The following is a 17492-nucleotide window of genomic DNA, read 5'->3' as shown; positions in this document are numbered from 1 at the left end:
GTGGTCGGGGCTTCCTACAGTGGAGTCAGCCGTGATGCCAAGAGAGGAAACAATAATGCCAACCGCAGAGACTCGCCTCACACTGACCGTACGCCGGATTCGCCAGCTGACCCCCACCATCAAAGCCTTCGAGCTGGTATCCCCTGACGGCCAGGCGCTGCCAGCCTTCACTCCCGGCGCACACCTGAAAGTAGAGGTCCAGCTAGCTGACGGCAGCCGAGATGAGCGTGCCTACTCCCTGGTCAATAGCCAGGATCCCACCTCTCACTACGAGATTGCCGTGCAGCTGGAGCCAGAAAGCCGCGGCGGTTCCGCCTACATGCATGGTTTGAAGGAAGGTGTCACTGTTGGCGCATCCTGTCCACGCAACGACTTCCCTCTGGCACAGGATGGCACGCACCACGTCCTGATCGCCGGCGGCATCGGTATCACCCCCATACTCTCGATGGCCACACAGTTGCAGGCACAGGGCGCTTCTTATGAGATGCATGTCGGCGCTCGAGCGCCGGGGCTTATGGCCTATCGAGCACATATCGAAAGCCTGTGCGGACAGCATGCTCACCTGTGCTTCGACGGTGGAGACCCGAGCAAAGGCCTGCAGCTCGCTACCCTGATGGGCCCCCCAGCCCCCGGCAAGCACCTCTATGTCTGTGGCCCTCGCGGACTGATCGACGCCGTCATTGCAACGGCCAAGGCCAACGGTTGGGAAGCGGAACAGGTGCATTTTGAACTGTTTGCGAGTACCGCACAGCAGACAGGTGACACCGGCTTCCAGGTTGAACTGACCGAATCCGGCATGACCCTCGAGGTGCCGCCCGACAAGACCATTCTCGAAGTGATGATCGCCGCCGGCCTGGACCCCTTGTACGACTGCAATCGCGGTGAGTGCGGGGTCTGCGCGGTGGACGTCATCGACGGCACCCCAGAGCACCGCGACTACTGCCTGAGCGAAGAAGACCACGAGTCAAATAGTTCCATGTGCATCTGCGTATCGCGATCCACAACCCCCAGTCTGTCACTCAAAGCGTAACCCCCTTGATCCATTGATAGCCCCATCGAGTAGATACCACCGAAAAACACGACCGAATAACAAGAGAGGAGAAACACCATGGCTCAATTCATTCGCAATGCCTGGTACGTCGCCGCCTGGAGCGAAGAAGTGCAGCGCAAGCTACTGCCACGCACCATTCTCAATGAACCCGTGGTCATGTATCGCCGCGAGAACGGCGAACCCGCCGCCCTTCTCGACAGCTGCCCTCACAAGCTGGCGCCACTATCGTTGGGCGAGTTGAAAGGCGACGAGGTCGAATGTGGTTACCACGGCATGATGTTCGACTGCACAGGCAAGTGTTCGCGCATCCCTGGACAGCCCAATATTCCGCCCAGCGCCAAGGTGCGAGCCTTCCCGGTCGTGGAACGCTACAACGCCGTATGGATCTGGATGGGTGAACCAGAGCTTGCCGACCCCTCGCAGATTGTGGAGGTGCCCCACTACGGTGAAGACGGCTGGGGACTGGTGGATGGCCAGTATCTGCACTTCAAGTCGAACTATCTGAACATCACCGACAACCTGGTGGATCCAGCCCATACGACCTATGTGCACAAGCGTACTATTGGTGGTGCCAGCGCCAGCGACGTCAGCGTCAAGGTAGAACAGGGTGACAGCCACGTGCTGGCCTACCGCTGGATCAAGGATGAGCCGCCAGTACCGCTGTTTGAAAAGATGGGTAACTTCAAGGGGAATACCGACCGCTGGCAGTACTATTACCTGCACATGCCGTCGGTGTCCTACGTCGATTTCGGCGGCATCGATACCGGCGTCGAACCTACCGAGGACAACAAGGACAAGGGACTACGCTCCTACAGTTTCAATTTCCTGACGCCTGAAAGCGACTCGACCACCCACTACTTCTGGCTGCACGTGCGCAACTATCACCCCACCAACGACGACGTAGATCGCGACGTGGAGCACTTGATGACCCTGACCTTCAACGAGGACCTCGACATTCTTGAGGAAATTCAGAAGGAACAGGATCGCACCGGCATTCGCGAGCGAGTCCGTCTGGGTATCGACAACGCCCCTGCCAGGATCCGCAAGATGGTCGAGCGCCGGGTCGCGGCAGAACAACCCACCGACTCTGCCTGATCCTTCATCGCTGCCATGGCGCCCGCTCACGGGCGCGTACACCCACCAGCGCCACCCGGGAGCCTCGTCTGCCGGGTGGCGCCGGCGGTTAGCGCCTGCACGCAAGCCTCCTTCGGAAGCCTCCCTTGGACGCCACCGACTAACGGTACTGTCATCGCCACGGGCACCAGACACCGTAGTGACATATCTCTGCGATCAGTTTGTCACGCGCCGGCACGACACTATTTCCCGTCGTCAGCGCTCGGTTTGACCCACTCCACGCTATCCAGGCCACGCTATCCACGCCTGGCTGCACGTCCAATCAGTGAGCAGCACAGAGGGGACAAAACAGAAGGGCTCTGAGCAGCAACGCTTAAGACGGGTTGCCGCCTCAGGTCGCCACCCTGATACGCAACCGATTGCCCACGCCAGGCACCTGATCTGGGAAGTCGACAACGTCTCTTGATAGTCCCTATCGGTAGTTTCTCTCGATAGCCCCTATCAATAGCCCCTGTCGAAAGCCCCCTGTCGATAGCCCCCTGTCGCGACCTCTGCCCGCTGACGACAGCATCCCCCGGACCGTATGACAAGGAGAGCCCCATGTTTACCACACGACGCCAGTTTCTCGGCCTAGGCCTCAAGGCCGGCGCGGGACTAGGATTGATGACCGCAGCACCAGGCATTGTGCTAGCCGAGGCACGCCGCCCCCTGCTGACCTCAGGGGTGATGACCGGCGATGTTACCCAGGACCGCGCCATTCTCTGGTCCCGTGTAGACCGTCCCGCCCAGATGCTGGTGGAGATCGCGGACAACCCGACATTTGCCAACGCCCGCACGTTACAGGGTCCTACCGCCCTGCCCACCAGTGGCCTGACCACGAAGCTGGATATCACCGGGCTGGGCGACATGGAAGAAGTGCATTACCGCGTGCGCTACGCAGCGCTCGGCGATGCCCGAGCCCTGAGCGAGCCCACAGTGGGCCGATTGGTCATGCCAGGCCAGCGCCCACGCTCGGTGCGCTTCGTGTGGTCCGGGGATACCGTCGGTCAGGGCTGGGGCATCGATGAGTCACGGGGCGGCATGCGCATCTACGACACCATGCTCAAGCAGTCTCCGGACTTCTTCCTGCACTCCGGGGACACTATCTACGCCGACGGCCCGCTCGAGGAAACGGTCAATCTGGAAGACGGTAGCGTCTGGCGCAATCGCATGACCGAAGCCAAGAGCAAGGTTGCCGAGACCCTGGAAGAGTACCGCGGCCAGTATGTCTACAACCTGCTGGATGACAACCTCAAGCGCTTCAATGCACGGGTGCCGATGTTTGCCCAATGGGATGATCACGAGACGGTAAACAACTGGTACCCCGGGGAAATCCTGGATGATCCCCGCTACAGCGAAAAGAACGTCTCCCTGCTGGCGGCACGAGCGCGTCGTGCCTTCCTGGAACACATGCCGATTCGTCAGCGGCCAGAAGCCCCGGAGATGATCCGCCGGCGTTTCCACTATGGGCCAGAGCTCGAGATGTTCATGCTCGACATGCGCACCCATCGCGCCGCCAACAGCACCAATCAGCAGGCCGCCACGGACCCGGCATCGGCCTTGATGGGGCAGCGCCAGGTGGATGAGCTGATCGAGGCATTGAAGGCGTCCACGGCCACCTGGAAGATCATTGCCTCGGACATGCCAGTAGGCCTGGTGGTCGGTGATGGCGACAACTTTGAAGCGGTCGCCAACGCAGATGACGGGTTGCCGTCCGGCCGTGAGCATGAGATCGCGCGTTTGCTCAAGGCTATCGCCGACCACCGCATTACCAATGTGGTCTGGCTGACCGCCGACGTGCACTATACCGCCGCTCACCATTACGCACCCGAGCGCGCCAGCTTCAAGCACTTCACCCCGTTCTGGGAGTTCGTCAGCGGACCGCTTCACGCTGGCACCTTTGGCCCCAACACACTGGACGGCACCTTCGGGCCGCAAGTGGTGTTCCAGAAGGCCCCCGCCGATGGTCGCGTCAACCTGCCGCCAAGCGAGGGGTACCAGTTCTTCGGCCAGGTCGACCTGGACGGTGACAGCCTGGCCCTGACCGTTACCCTCAAGGACGTGGAAGGCGCCACCCTGCATCAGCAAGTCCTGACACCTGAGACGGCATAAGCCGCTGGATCAGCCCACCTTTCAGGTGCGCAGAGCAGGCGCCTGATGAGACTGCGGGCAGGTGATGCTGGAATCGATTACCTGCCCGCTTGATGGACGTGCACCTGCCGTCTGCTTTTCCCAGCACGTACCTTTCCCAGAACGACCCTATCGGATGCCGACGATCGCTGACCTGTCGGGCATCAAGCATCAAGGTTCCTGTGGCTGATCTGGCGATGGCTGCCCTGGCGATCTGTGGCGGCGGGCATAAAGCCACTCTCTCAGGTGCTCAAGGTAGCTGAGCAGCACTGGAATCACCGCCAGTACCAGCAAGGTCGACACCCCAAGGCCAAAGGCGATCGTGACCGCCATGGGAATCAGGAACTGGGCCTGAAGCGATGTCTCGAACAGCAGTGGCGTCAAGCCGCCGATGGTCGTCAGTGAGGTCAGGAAGACCGCGCGAACCCGCTGCACTACCGCCTCGTTCAACGCCGCGTCGATGCCAAGCCCTTTTTCTCGCTGAATGCGATAGAACGCGACCAGAATGATGGCGTTGTTGACGACAATGCCGGACAGTCCAAACAGGCCGAAGATCGACAGGATCGTCAGGTCGAGCCCCATGAACCAGTGACCCAGCAGCGCACCGGTCAGCGCCAGCGGAATCGTTGCCATCACGATCAGGGGCAGGCTCCAGGACGCGAACACCCAGGTCAGCACCACGTACATGAGGCCAAGACCGATGATCAGCCCGGTCTGCATATCCGCAAAGGTCTCCCGCTGGTCCGCGGCCAAGCCCTCGTAGCTGTAGCGCAGGTGGTAGCGTTCAGACAGCGCCGGGAGCACCGACGCCTCAAGCGCCGCAATCACTTCCTCGGTGTTGGTGACTTCGCTGTCGAGATCGGCCCCTACCTCGATGGCCAACTGACCATCCGCATGCCTCAGCGCCTCGAAACCCTGCCGGTGCTTCAGCGTCATGACCTGGTCCAGGGGCACCAGACGTCCATCATCAACCCGAATCATCAGCCGCGGTAGCGTTGCCAGGTGATCACGCTGCTGCTTCGGCAACAGCACCCTGACTTCGATTTCATCGGCACCGTCCTGATAGGTCTGAACCAGCACCCCGTCGAAGGCAGCCCGCAGCTGATCCCCCAGCTCCCGTGTCGAAAGGCCCAAGGCCTGGCCATAGTCGTTGACGGAGTAGATCAGCTGCTCGCGCCCCCAGGGCATGTCATCCTCGGGCTCCAGCACGCCGGGTATCTGTTCCAGGCTCAGCGCCAGCGACTCGGCCGCGCGCTTGAGCTCCTCGGCAGATTCACCGGTCAGGCGAACGTTGACGTCCTTGCCGGGCGGACCACTGGTCTGCTCGACGATGGTCAGGGTATCCAGCCCAGGACGTTCTGTCAGCCGTTCACGCCAGGCACGAATGAAGGCCAGGTTGCGCACATCTCGCTGATCCGATGGCACCAGCTCCACCAGAATGCTGCCGACGTTATCCCCCGTACGACCGCTACCGTCCACCGCAAGGGTGCTGCCAATGCGCACCACGGCGTGTTTGACCAGATTCCCGCCGAGCGCTTGCTCGGTGTCGTCGAGGGCGTCGACCATGTCCTCCAGATATTCCTCCACCTGATCCCTGGCGGTACCCGTCACAAAACTGAGGTTGGCATACAGCACACTGGGTTCCGGGGCGGGAAAGAAGTTGAAGGCGAGGCGTCCCCCTGCCAGCAGACCAATCGTGAGTATCACCAGGGCGGTGGCGGCAGAGAGGGTCACGGCCCGATGGCGCAGCGTCGTCTGGGAGAAGCGCCGAAACGGCCCCTCTCGAAAACGATCGAAGCCACGATCGAACCGCGCCCTAAGGCGGTTAAGCCACCCCTCGCCAGCCTTCTCGGCAGTCGCGCCAAAGGCATTTCGAAGATGGGCCGGGAGCACCACGAAACACTCCAGCAACGAGGCCACCAGAACGCAGATCATGACCACCGGGATATCGCGCAGGATATTGCCGATGATGCCCCCCACCATCAGCAGTGGCATGAAGGCTGCTACGGTGGTCAAGGATGAGGCGACCACCGGCCATAACATGCGGTTAGCGGCCCCCGATGAGGCCAGCCGCGCGGGTTCACCGGCCCGGAAGTGGGCATCAGCGTCCTCACCGACGACGATGGCATCATCCACGATCACCCCCAGCGCCATGATCAGCGCAAACAGTGACATCATGTTGACGGATCCACCGATCAGCCAGAACACGGCCATGGCGCCAAGAAACGCCGTCGGAATGCCAATGGCGACCCACAGGGCCACCCTGGCGGGAAGAAATAGATAGAGCAGGCCCAGGACCAGGACCAGGCCGCCCAGACCATTGTTGATCAACAGCCCAATACGTTCGGAGAGGAACTGCCAGCTCTCATCGTAGACATCCAGCTTGATGCTCTGGGGCAGATTGGGCCGAGTGGTGTCCAGCCATTGCTGCAGCGTGGTGGCGGCCTCCAGCGAGTTGCCGCTCTCGGAGCGCTGCAGCACCAGCTCGATCGCAGGTCGCCCTGCATACTGCATGGCCATCTGCCGGGGACGATCTTCCTGACGGATAAAGGCGATATCTCCCAGTGCCAGGCGCACGCGTTGTCCGCCACGCACCGCGATATCGGCAAACTCCTGGGCATCACGGCGCTGCTGCACCGCACGTAATTCCCGCTCGCCGTCCTGGCTGCCGAGAAGTCCCGCCGGCAGGTCAACGGACATACCATCGAGACGCTGGGCCACCTCCGGCAGCGTCAAGTCAAGCTGCCCCAGACGCTCCACAGGCACCTGCACACTGATCTGCTGCTCAGGCATGCCATCGAGGACCACCCGATCGATACCCGCCGCCAGCAGCTCGTCCTCGAAGCGCCTTGCCAGGCTCCGCAGCGCCTGCGCATCCACGTCACCAGACACCAGCAGGCGGGCGACCGGCTCATACTCCTTGGCCCGGGCCACCCGGGGCTCTTCTGCAGCACTCGGCAAGTTATCGAAGCCGTCAACCTGCTCGCGTACATCGTCCAGCGCCAGCACCGGGTCGGTCCCCTCGTAGAACTCCAGAGTTATGCTCGACACCCCCTGGGCGGAGGTCGACGTCATTCGCTTGAGTCCATCAAGGTTGCGCAGCCGCTGCTCTAGCGGGATCGTGATGCCCTGCTCGACGTCCTCGGCCGAGGCACCGGTGTAGACCGTCTGTACCGACACGATGTCCAGGGCAAAGTCCGGAAAGAACTGGATGTTCATCCGGCTCAGCCCAAGCACCCCACCCATCAGCATGACCACCATCACCAGGTTGGCGGCGACCCGATGACGAGTGAAGAAACCGATGACACCCGAGGACCGTGGGTCGTTGCTCACGGCGCGTCCTCCTCGATGGATGCGGTGTCGGCGACCGTGGCCGTGTCGGTGGTACTCTGCTCCTGTGACGGAGTCTGGGTCTGAGATTGACGCTGGGCTGGCGGCTGGGAGGTTGATTCGGACTCACGGGAAGACAGATCCGTCACCCGCAGTCCTTCGATGGCATTGGGCAGGTGAGTCGTGGCCAAGCGTTGTCCATCGGCCAGGCCCTCACCGCTGATGATCATCCAGGAGCCACCGCCCGGCCCCGGCGCTTCGCCGTGCCGGGTCACGCTGATGGGGACCAGGCGGCCTTGCTCGATCACATAGACACGGTCCGCCCCATACACGGCGCTGAACGGGATCAAGGCGCTGTCAGCAACCGCCGGACGCTCGACGAACAGCGACACCAATGCCCCAGGACGCAGACGTGGCGTCGACGGCAGCGCCTCGAAGATGGCTTCCGTACCGGCAGGATCTCCCTGACCGGACAAGGCCCTTAGCCGATAGCGCCCCCCTTCATCGTCGAAGGCGTAGACGTCGACGCCCTGGTCGAGACCTGTCATCAACTCCGCCTGCACACCACGAGGCACCCTCGCCCTCACCTCGAGGCCAGCAAGGGGTATCAATTCGAGCAACGGGTCTCCATCGCGGACACGGTCCCCAGGGGCAATCTGGACCTGACTGACTATCCCTGCAAAGGGTGCCTGGACCCTGGCCCGCCTGGCGTCTCGACGCGCCTCTGATAAGGCAGCCTGTGCCTGGCGTCGCTGTGCTTCCAGGCTGGCAAGCCTAGCCGGATGACCGTCAAGCTCGCCTTGACGACTCACCAGAGTGACCTGAGCGCGGGCAATGTCATTTTCATCGGCGTCCAGCTCAGCACGGGAGGCCAGGTTTCGGTTGACCAGGGATCGCATGCGTTCAAGCTGGCTTCTGGCATTGTTCAGCAGCTCCTGCTCCCGAGCCAGCGCCTTGCCGTCGCTGTCGAAGCGAACCTGCTCGGCCGCCACCTCCGCGTCCAGTCGCGCCACCTCAGACTCCGCCCGCGCCACCACCGGATCGACATCCTCGTCAGCCAGCGCCACCAGCAAATCACCCTCGGCCACGTGTTCGCCCTCGCGCACAGGGCGCTCGGCAATATGCCCATCCAGGGAAGCCATCAGCTCGACCCGGTCGGGCGCGACCACTTCCCCATACAGCGCCAGTCTGGGCGTGTGGCGCCCCAGAGAAAGCGTCATTGCCGATACTGGCCATTCCCGCTCTGCAACCGTCACCGGCGGCGGCGTCGGCCGGGTCGCCTTGAGCAGCAGAAATCCTCCGATCCCCAGCCCCAGAATCAACAGCGGTAACAGTCGCTTCAACATGTACATCCAGTCCCTTGTTCTAGCATCAACGGCCGCTGGCTTGGCCAAGCGTGAGTTCCGTCGATGTCCGCACCAGCGCGATGTCTGCGCTACCGAAAATCCTGCAAGCGCTGTCGTTGCGTTGCCGACATTGCGCTACCAGTGGTGTTCCGCCTGCCCAGGCCAGCGACGCGGCCTCAGCGCTGCCGCCACATCAGCTTGCCACTGTTGCTCAGCTGGGGTGACAACGCAATCGCCAGGCTCCAAAGCTCTTGATCTCGGCAAGCAAGCTCGAGACATACGACGGTCCATTGCGCGATGCGGTATCATGCCGCCACTTAATGAGGGAGACATCATGCAAGCCGCACTTCCGCTACCCCTATCGACGCCAAACCGTAATCTGGTTCGCCTGACCTTCGTGCGGGGAATCACCTGGACCGGCTTCCTGGTGGCCATCATCGTGGGTATCGAGCTGCTGGACTTCGCCCTGGATGTCCCTGCCGTCATCGCCGTGATTGTGGCCATGGGCGTCATCAACATCGCCACCTGGTGGCGACTCGGCCGCCCGCGGGATGTCAGCCACCACGAGTATCTACTCCACCTGCTGCTGGACGTCGCCGGCCTGACGCTGTTGTTCTACTTCACTGGTGGGGCCACCAATCCCTTTATCACCTACTATCTGGTACCGGTAACCATCGCCGCCGCCACCTTGCCCTGGCGTCATGCCTGGATTCTGGCCATCACTGCCATGGCCTGCTACAGCGCGCTGATGGTGGTCTATCACCCCGTACCGCAGCTGGGCTCTCACTATGCCTCGAGCGTGAACCTGCATGTGCTCGGCATGTGGCTCAATTTCTTCCTGTCTGCCGGTCTGGTCACCTTCTTCATCTACAAGATGGCCCACGCACTGCGCCATCGTGAGCAGGCCCTGGCCCGAACTCGGGAGGCCGCGCTGCGCTCCGAACAGGTGCTGGCCGTGGCAACACAGGCCGCTGGCACCGCCCACGAGCTGGGCACTCCACTGTCGACCATGGCGGTCGTGCTGTCCGAATTGAAGAGTGAACATGCCGACCATCCACGCCTGGTGGAGGATATCGACCTGCTGCGCCAGCAGGTCGATACCTGCAAGGCCCGCCTGCGCCATCTCGTCGACAGCGCCGACCTGCAACGCAAGGATGAGCCCAAACGACTCGATGCCAGGACCTGGCTTGAAGGGGTGATCGATCGCTGGCGTGTCCTGCGGCCGGATGTCACCCATGAAGTCAGTGTTTCGCGACGCCGGGGACAACCGATGATTGCCGTCGATACCACCCTGGACCAGGCGCTGACCAACCTGCTGAACAATGCGGCTGATGCACGACCGGACGACATCGCGATCCAGCTCGACTGGACGGCGGATCAGGTCGTCATCGACATTCGCGACCACGGTCCGGGCATTCCCATGTCGATTGCCGATCAGCTGGGCGACACCTTCGTCTCTACCAAGAGCAAGGGACTTGGTATTGGACTCTTTCTTACCCATGCCACCATCAATCGCTTCGGCGGTGGCGTCAGTCTGTATAATCACCCCGAAGGCGGCACCTTGACCGAGGTGTCACTGCCCCGCGTCAGCTGAGTCTCCCCGATAGAGGACATCATGCAAGACACCGCACACAGGCTACTGATCATTGATGATGATGACGTCTTCTGCCACGTCCTCGAACGCGCCATGCAGCGCCGAGGACATGACGTCAAGGTGGCGCTGGACGCCACCCAGGCGCTGGAACTGGCCCGCAGTCACCAGCCCGACGTCGCCACCCTGGACCTGAAACTCGACCAGGAGTCCGGGCTGAAACTGCTGCCCGAACTACTGGAGGTCGTTCCCCAGTGTCGCGTCGTGGTACTGACCGGCTACTCCAGCATCGCGACGGCGGTGGAGGCGATCAAGCTGGGTGCCGTCAACTACCTGTGCAAGCCGGTAGACGCCGACGAGGTGCTGGCCGCGCTAGAGCAGCGTGAAGGCAACCCCGAGACGGAAGTGGCGGACAACCCTCCCTCGATCAACCGGCTTACCTGGGAGCATATTCAAAAGGTTCTGCAGGAGCACGATGGCAATATCTCAGCCACCGCCAGAGCGCTAGGCATGCACCGAAGAACCCTGCAACGCAAGCTGCAGAAGCGCCCGGTCAGGCGCTGACGCGCTGGTGCGACGTGTCAGACGCCGGTCGACTGGTCGGCGTCTGACCCATGTGGCGTCGCCGCGATGACTACTGTGCTGTCCAGCCCAGGTCGATATTCCAACTGGCACCGGTAACCGCGCCAGCCGCATCCGAGGCCAGGTACGCTACCAGAGAAGCGACCTCGCTGGGCTCGATCAACCGCTTCACCGCAGCGTTCTTGAGCATGATTTGCTCGATGACCTGCTGTTCTTCCATGCCATGCAGCTTGGCCTGATCGCTGATCTGGTTATCCACCAACGGTGTCTTCACATAGGCAGGACACAGCGCATTGGCCGTAATCCCCTGCGCGCCGCCTTCCAATGCAGCGGTCTTGGTCAGCCCTATCATGCCGTGCTTGGCGCTGATATAGGCCGACTTGCCGGGCGAAGCCACCTGAGCGTGCACCGAGGCAATGTTGATGATCCGCCCCCAGCCATTGTCACGCATCGACGGCCACACGGCCTGGGTCAGCAGGAACGGGGCGGTCAGCATGAGATCAATGATCCGGCGCCACTGCTCTTCGGGAAAATCGACAATCGGTGCGACATGCTGAATGCCCGCATTGTTCACCAGAATATCCACGCGACCGAAACGTGCCAGCGCCTCATCCACTGCGCCGCGACACGCCTCGCCCTGGGTCAGGTCAGCCTGATAGAAGGCGGCGCCCTCGGCCTCTGCAGTCTGGCGCCCTTCCGGGTTGAAGTCGACGGCCAGCACCTCATGTCCCTGGGCTCGTAGCTCGGCCACGACCGCGGCTCCGATGCCGCTGCTGGTGCCGGTCACCAGTGCGACCCTGGTCGGGGAATTGGCACTCATCTCTCTCTCCTTGCGCGAGGCGTCTGCAGGTTATCGCCCGTACGGTTCGCCACTAACGGCGCCGTACATTAGGGCACCAGCATAGATAGTGCTGCAGTGCAGCGCCAGCCATCCCATAGTCGAAACAAGGGATCGTTCAGCCTGGGGAAGCTTCCGTCATGACGCGGTCCATCAGCCGCTGAGCCAGGCGACAGGCCTCGCCCATATCATCGACATCGTCCAGATCCGACAGCAACTCACATCGCCACAGCCAGCTGTCGCCTAGCGCCTCCCGATAAAATGCGAACTCACCACGTGGCAGGGTCACATACCATGGAGAACGGGACATCTCATCGGTGGGAACGCTGGCGGGACGGTCGGCCGGGCCTGGCGCCTGCGACACATCTCTGACCAGCGCAAGGGACAGATGACATGGCGTCAGCCAGGCGCCCAGCAGCCAGCCTGGATGACCGGGACAGACCCCGAAACACAGAGCATCGACCTTCAACCCCCGGCGCGAGCCCGCGCACACGTCCAATGCCTGCTGGTGGGCAACGCGATAGGCGTCCGCCAGGGCCTCGAGACGACGGTATTGATCGCGGGTCAGGGCGCTCATGATGTTTCCTCTACGGACGCGGCACGGGGTGCGAGATATCGGCGTGAGATCGTGGCGATGGTAGACTCTACACCATTGTCCCCTGTAAGGAGTGCCCCATGAACCTCGAGGAGCGCCTGGCCGTTACCATCGAGATCGCGAAAGCCGCAGGTCAGATGATCGCTGACGCCCGCGACAACGACGATCTACAGCACCACTACAAGGACGGACAGGAGCTGGTCACGGATACCGACGTCGCCGTCGACACCATGATCAGCCAGCGACTGGAGTCGGCTTTCCCCGGCGAAGAGCGCCTGAGCGAGGAACTCTCGCCCGATAAGGATGCCTTGGAGCAAGGTGGCGACCTGTGGGTGGTCGACCCCATTGATGGCACCGTCAATTTTGCCCACGGGCTGTGTCATGTGGCGGTGTCGATTGCCTACGTCAAGGATGGGGTCACCCAACTCGGCGTGGTGCATGCCCCGTTCCTGGGAGAGACCTACACCGCCGTTCGCGGCAAGGGTGCCTGGTGCAACGACCAGCCGATCAAGGCGAGCCAGGCGAAGAGCCTGGACGCCAGCCTGGTCGGTACCGGTTTTCCCTATCGGCGTGACAGCCGTCCCCCGCTGATGCGTCGACTCGGCGCGGTGCTTCATCGCTGCCGCGACATCCGCCGCAATGGCTCCGCCGCGCTGGACCTGTGTGACGTGGCTCGCGGTCGGCTGGATGCCTATTACGAAACCGTATCCCCCTGGGATTTCGCCGCCGGTTGGCTGATTGCCGCCGAGGCTGGCGCTACCACCGGACACCTCTACCCCTGTCCTGGTGGTCTGCCGGAGGACCTGTACGGTGAAAACCTGCTGGTCAGCGCACCGAGTATCCACGCCGAATTGGCCGATCTACTGCGCCGTGCCGACGCCGGCGAGCTGCGTGAGGACAGCGCCGACCAGGCGTGATAGCGATGGCCGATAGGGAGAGATATGTTCCACCTATTGGCCTTCGACAGCACAATCCGTCACAATGCGCGCCACTTTCTTCGTCGACCTGCTCGCTTCGCTGTGCTGTTCTCACCAACGACCAACCGATAGGGCTGAACCAATGCCTTTGAAGGTCGTCTTCGAAGCGTCCTCACGCAGGTCACAGACACCACTCGTCAATGCATTGCGTATGCAAGGAGATGTCATGTTTGTTGTTATTTTCGGTCGTCCTGGATGCCCCTTCTGCGTGCGCGCCAAGGAGCTTGCCAACACCCTGAGCGATGCCGGCAGCATCGAAGGCTACCGCTACGTCGATATCCATGAAGAAGGCATCTCTAAAGCCGACATGGAAAAGACCATTGGCAAGCCTGTGACCACCGTGCCGCAGATTTTCGTGGACCAGACCCACGTCGGTGGTTTCACGGAATTCGATCAGTACGTCCGTGACAACGCCATGTTGCCTGCCTGACCACCACCGGGAGTCGGCTGGACACCTGGCCAGGCACCACCGTGAACGGCTACGCGGTAACGACACCGCGGTAGGCGGCGATCGAACCGTCTGATGTGCTGAACGACGCGAAGGAAGCGTGGAAGACATCTGAAAGACACGTGAAAAAACACGTCGAGAAAGCACGTAGAGAAAGCTCTTGGTAAAAGCACGGCGAGGGATCCATCGGACCCCTCGCCGTTTTTTTATGCGCAGGCTTTTATGCTCAAGCGAGCAAAAACGACGTCATCCAAGATCCAAGCAGACAAACGTTCTCGCGTCGTTGAATGGTCATGACGACGCCATGCCTATACTCATGGCTCAGGTATCGGGCAGGCAAGGAACGGCAATGACAGAGCAGCAGCGCCTCGTTCAGCAACTCAGGCTGGACTACATTCACCAGCATCCGGATGTCAGTGCCTTGCGCCTGTGGCCAGTGGATGCGCCGATCGAGAGCTTTACCTTGGTGACCTTGAGCCAGTCACCATGGAATCTCGCGTCACTGCTGCCGATGCTGGAAGCCCATGACTACCGCCCGCTGCACCGCTATGCCCTGCCCGAGCGAGGCCTGCTGGCCTGCTTGCTAGGGGGGCTTGGCGACGGCCCGCGTATCATCATCGTGGAGCTGCAGACCACCCGCCTCTCGCGAGCGCCTCGGGACGCGCTGCTCTCGCTGGTCAAGCAGGGCCACCCTTCGGCCCTGCCCCTTCCCGGCGCTTGCCGTCCCTGGCCCATGCCTGACTGGTCGCTGTATGAACGCCTGCATGCAGCCCACCCGCTGGCTGCCTGGCTGTCAGTGATGGGCCCCAGGGTCCATCACGTGGCGCTGGACTGCCAGCACTTGGGCCGTCCCCTGTCACAGCTGGATAACGCGGTGCGCCAGCAAGGACTTGCCCTCGGCGACGACGATGACCTCCCGTTGCCGATGTCGGCCATGGTCGAGCATCGCTTCTACCCTACCTGCTCACGCCGACTGGCCTTCGCCCATGGTGATGAGCATCGGGTGCAGCTGGGTGGACTGCTGCTGCTGGAAAAACAGGCCAGTGCCGGCCAGGAGCGCACCGCCGACGTGATGCTGCCACCCCACAGTCGCTGCGAAATCCTCTAGCGCATATAGCGTCAGCACCTGAGCGCATATCCAAGACGACATGCACTCGGCCTGGCGCACCGACTGTCAGCTCGGGGTCGACTCAGCCTCAAGATCCAGTTCCAGCTGCTGCGGTTCGTGGCGTGGATCGACCTCGGCGAAATGCGGTGTCTCCATGACCGGCTGAGCCACGAAGGGCTCCTGCTCCACGTGGCGATCTCGTTCACCATGCAGTCGCACCATCACAAACATGGCCAGCGAAAACGCCGCCATGCCCAGGAACAGCCACAGGCCATCGGGGCCTGCCGCCTGCATCACCAGCGACGCACTGAAGGGGCCAATGACCGAGCCGATGCCGTACCACATCATCAGCTTGGCGTTGGCGGCTACCACTTCTTCCGGCTCCAGCCAGTCGTTGGTGTGGGCAAGGCTCAATGAATACAGCGTATGCAACATGGCGGTATGACCGCAGGCGATCGCCAGCAACCACCAGAAACTGCCGCCCGCCACTACCGAAATCAGCGCCCCGGTGACGGTCATGACGATGGCCATCCACAGGATGACGCGCCGCCTGTCCAGCCGATCCGATACGCGACCGAGGCCCCACTGGGCCACCAGCGCCACCAGTGTGGTCACCGCCATGAATTTCGCGGTCTGGGCCGTTGTCAGACCAATTTCCTGTCCATAGTAGGGGGTCATGGCAAAGAAGGCCTGGACCATGAGACCGCCAGTGAAGGCGCCGACCAGCCCGACCGGAGCACGACGATAGAGCGTCTTCAGCTTGATCTTGCGAGGGGTAATATCGCCATGGCGACTGGGTCCGTGGATACGATGAATCGATAGCGGCACCAGGGACAGCGCAAACAGCATACCGACCACCGAGAACAATACCGGCCCGGCCGGGTCGGCGATGTTCAGCATCCATTGCCCACCCGCCAGTGAGGTCGTCGAGATCACCATGTACCAGCCGAGTACCTTGCCCCGATTGTCATTGCTGGACTCACCCGATACCCATGACTCCATCACCATCAGCAGGCCCGCGGTGGCACCACCGCCAATCAGCCGCCACACCAGCCAAGCCCAGGGATTTACCCATAAACCATGGAGCATAGCCGTGACTGCCAGGGAGGCGGCGCAGGCCGCAAACACGCGAATATGGCCGACGCTGCGGATGCGCTTCTCGAGCCAATAGCTTCCCGCCACGAACCCCAGCGAAAAGCTCGACATCAATAGGCCTGCCATCTGCGAAGGAAACCCTTCCAGTGACATCCTGACCCCCAGCAAGGTCATGATCAGGCCGTGACCTAGCAGAAAGCACATCTCACACAGAAAAAGCACAGGTAGCGTGGCGGGCAGCGCGCGCAAGGGGAACCTCCGTGGGTATGGGACGTGGACGATCGACCTGTCTGTCGTCCGCTCTGCGTGGGTGGGCTACAGGGACAGGACAGAGACGATACGGGGGCAACGGCGCCGCATTGTACCGATCCGTTGAGAGGAGACCATCCCTCGCAGGAGGTTCATCCACAAAATCTGTGGATAAGGCTGTGCATCAAGGCGTTTGAATGGCCCAGGGGCCCGGCCACAGGGGGGGCATGCTCAAGATGGTCACAAAATCGACAACCTCTTGAAGCACTTCAACGAAAGCGGCCCGGCAAGAGCCGGGCCGCGATAACGCGTGTTCAAGCTGACACGTCAATCAATCAAATACCATCTCCGGTACGTGCTCTGGAACGATCAGCTTGCCGGCGGTCTTCTCCTTGATCTCCTCGACGCTCACACCAGGCGCACGCTCCTTGAGGATAAAGGCGCCGTCATCGATCTCGAGATAGGCAAGATCGGTCAGCACCCTTTTGATGCAACCCGCACCGGTCAGGGGCAAGGTGCACGACTCCAGCAATTTCGACGATCCATCCTTGGAGGCGTGGGTCATGGTGCAGATGATGTTCTCTGCCCCGGCCACCAGGTCCATGGCCCCGCCCATGCCCTTGATCAACTTGCCGGGCACCATCCACGAGGCAATGTTTCCGTTCTGGTCTACCTCAAAGGCGCCCAGTACGGTCAGGTCAACGTGACCGCCGCGAATCATGGCGAAGGATTCTGCAGACGAGAAAATGGCCGCACCAGGGCGCGCCGTCACGGTCTGCTTACCCGCATTGATCATGTCCGGATCGACCTCTTCTTCGGTCGGGAAGCGGCCCATGCCGAGGAGCCCGTTCTCGGACTGCAGCATGACGTCCATGCCTTCCGGCACATAGTTGGCGACCAGGGTGGGAATACCGATGCCCAGGTTCACGTAGAAACCGTCTTCGAGTTCACGGGCGACACGCTGTGCCATCTGTTCACGAGTAAGTGCCATCTTGATGCCTCTTGTCTATGTCATGGAGCTGGTTGCCCGTTGGCGCTT

At 61.8% G+C, this 17492-nt stretch carries 14 protein-coding genes; 8 read left to right on the top strand and 6 right to left on the bottom strand.

Annotated features, from left to right (window positions below; translation table 11 throughout):
- The first annotated feature begins 55 nt into the window (after positions 1-55).
- The 3 genes from KUV86_RS00295 to KUV86_RS00285 all read left to right on the top strand — a co-directional run bounded on the left by KUV86_RS00295 (position 56) and on the right by KUV86_RS00285 (position 4276).
- Complete coding sequence (locus KUV86_RS00295) at positions 56-1030, top strand: PDR/VanB family oxidoreductase (protein ID WP_222483236.1); 975 nt, start codon at positions 56-58, stop codon at positions 1028-1030.
- A 78-nt stretch (positions 1031-1108) separates the two neighbouring features.
- Positions 1109-2146 carry an aromatic ring-hydroxylating dioxygenase subunit alpha gene (locus tag KUV86_RS00290; RefSeq protein ID WP_206938599.1) on the top strand — a complete coding sequence of 346 codons (1038 nt, stop codon included), beginning with the start codon at positions 1109-1111 and terminating at the stop codon, positions 2144-2146.
- Between the two features lie 579 nt (positions 2147-2725).
- A complete protein-coding gene (locus tag KUV86_RS00285) occupies positions 2726-4276 on the top strand; it encodes an alkaline phosphatase D family protein (protein WP_222483235.1) in 1551 nt (516 codons plus the stop codon).
- 189 nt (positions 4277-4465) lie between these two features.
- Here the strand turns inward: KUV86_RS00285 and KUV86_RS00280 are convergent, their stop codons facing one another.
- Positions 4466-7627 carry an efflux RND transporter permease subunit gene (locus tag KUV86_RS00280; RefSeq protein WP_315900948.1) on the bottom strand — a complete coding sequence of 1054 codons (3162 nt, stop codon included), beginning with the start codon at positions 7625-7627 and terminating at the stop codon, positions 4466-4468.
- Positions 7624-8970, bottom strand: a complete 1347-nt coding sequence (locus KUV86_RS00275; protein WP_222483234.1) for an efflux RND transporter periplasmic adaptor subunit — start codon at positions 8968-8970, stop codon at positions 7624-7626. The genes KUV86_RS00280 and KUV86_RS00275 overlap by 4 nt, the downstream gene beginning before the upstream one ends.
- Positions 8971-9304: 334 nt before the next feature.
- On the opposite strand from KUV86_RS00275, the gene KUV86_RS00270 reads away from it, so the two are divergent.
- Positions 9305-10564: an ATP-binding protein gene (locus tag KUV86_RS00270; RefSeq protein WP_206938594.1), complete on the top strand. Its 1260-nt coding sequence runs from the start codon at positions 9305-9307 to the stop codon at positions 10562-10564.
- Positions 10565-10585: 21 nt separating this feature from the next.
- Entirely contained in the window at positions 10586-11125 is a 540-nt protein-coding gene (locus KUV86_RS00265; protein ID WP_206938592.1) for a response regulator transcription factor, read from the top strand.
- A 70-nt stretch (positions 11126-11195) separates the two neighbouring features.
- Here KUV86_RS00265 and KUV86_RS00260 read toward each other — a convergent pair whose 3' ends face one another.
- Positions 11196-11963: a 3-hydroxybutyrate dehydrogenase gene (locus tag KUV86_RS00260; protein ID WP_222163853.1), complete on the bottom strand. Its 768-nt coding sequence runs from the start codon at positions 11961-11963 to the stop codon at positions 11196-11198.
- Between the two features lie 136 nt (positions 11964-12099).
- On the bottom strand, positions 12100-12558 hold the full coding sequence (gene hybE / locus KUV86_RS00255; protein WP_222483233.1) for a [NiFe]-hydrogenase assembly chaperone HybE: 459 nt from the start codon (positions 12556-12558) through the stop codon (positions 12100-12102).
- 98 nt (positions 12559-12656) lie between these two features.
- Between hybE and KUV86_RS00250 the strand changes: the two genes are divergently transcribed.
- The 3 genes from KUV86_RS00250 to KUV86_RS00240 all read left to right on the top strand — a co-directional run bounded on the left by KUV86_RS00250 (position 12657) and on the right by KUV86_RS00240 (position 15109).
- Entirely contained in the window at positions 12657-13493 is an 837-nt protein-coding gene (locus tag KUV86_RS00250) for an inositol monophosphatase family protein (protein ID WP_206938579.1), read from the top strand.
- 226 nt (positions 13494-13719) lie between these two features.
- Positions 13720-13983 carry a GrxA family glutaredoxin gene (locus KUV86_RS00245; RefSeq protein WP_222483232.1) on the top strand — a complete coding sequence of 88 codons (264 nt, stop codon included), beginning with the start codon at positions 13720-13722 and terminating at the stop codon, positions 13981-13983.
- Between the two features lie 367 nt (positions 13984-14350).
- Positions 14351-15109 carry a DUF1338 family protein gene (locus tag KUV86_RS00240; protein WP_206938575.1) on the top strand — a complete coding sequence of 253 codons (759 nt, stop codon included), beginning with the start codon at positions 14351-14353 and terminating at the stop codon, positions 15107-15109.
- A 66-nt stretch (positions 15110-15175) separates the two neighbouring features.
- On the opposite strand, the gene KUV86_RS00235 is transcribed toward KUV86_RS00240, so the two are convergent.
- Together KUV86_RS00235 and KUV86_RS00230 are read right to left on the bottom strand one after the other, a co-directional pair.
- Complete coding sequence (locus tag KUV86_RS00235) at positions 15176-16453, bottom strand: MFS transporter (RefSeq protein ID WP_206938573.1); 1278 nt, start codon at positions 16451-16453, stop codon at positions 15176-15178.
- Between the two features lie 331 nt (positions 16454-16784).
- Complete coding sequence (locus tag KUV86_RS00230; protein WP_206938571.1) at positions 16785-17444, bottom strand: CoA transferase subunit B; 660 nt, start codon at positions 17442-17444, stop codon at positions 16785-16787.
- Between the last annotated feature and the right edge of the window lie 48 nt (positions 17445-17492).

The sequence above is a fragment of the Halomonas sp. DP8Y7-3 genome (assembly GCF_019801675.1).
GTDB classification, from domain to species: domain Bacteria; phylum Pseudomonadota; class Gammaproteobacteria; order Pseudomonadales; family Halomonadaceae; genus Halomonas; species Halomonas litopenaei_A.
The sequence above is the reverse complement of the archived record's forward strand: the minus strand, read 5'-3'. Positions and strand labels throughout refer to the sequence as shown.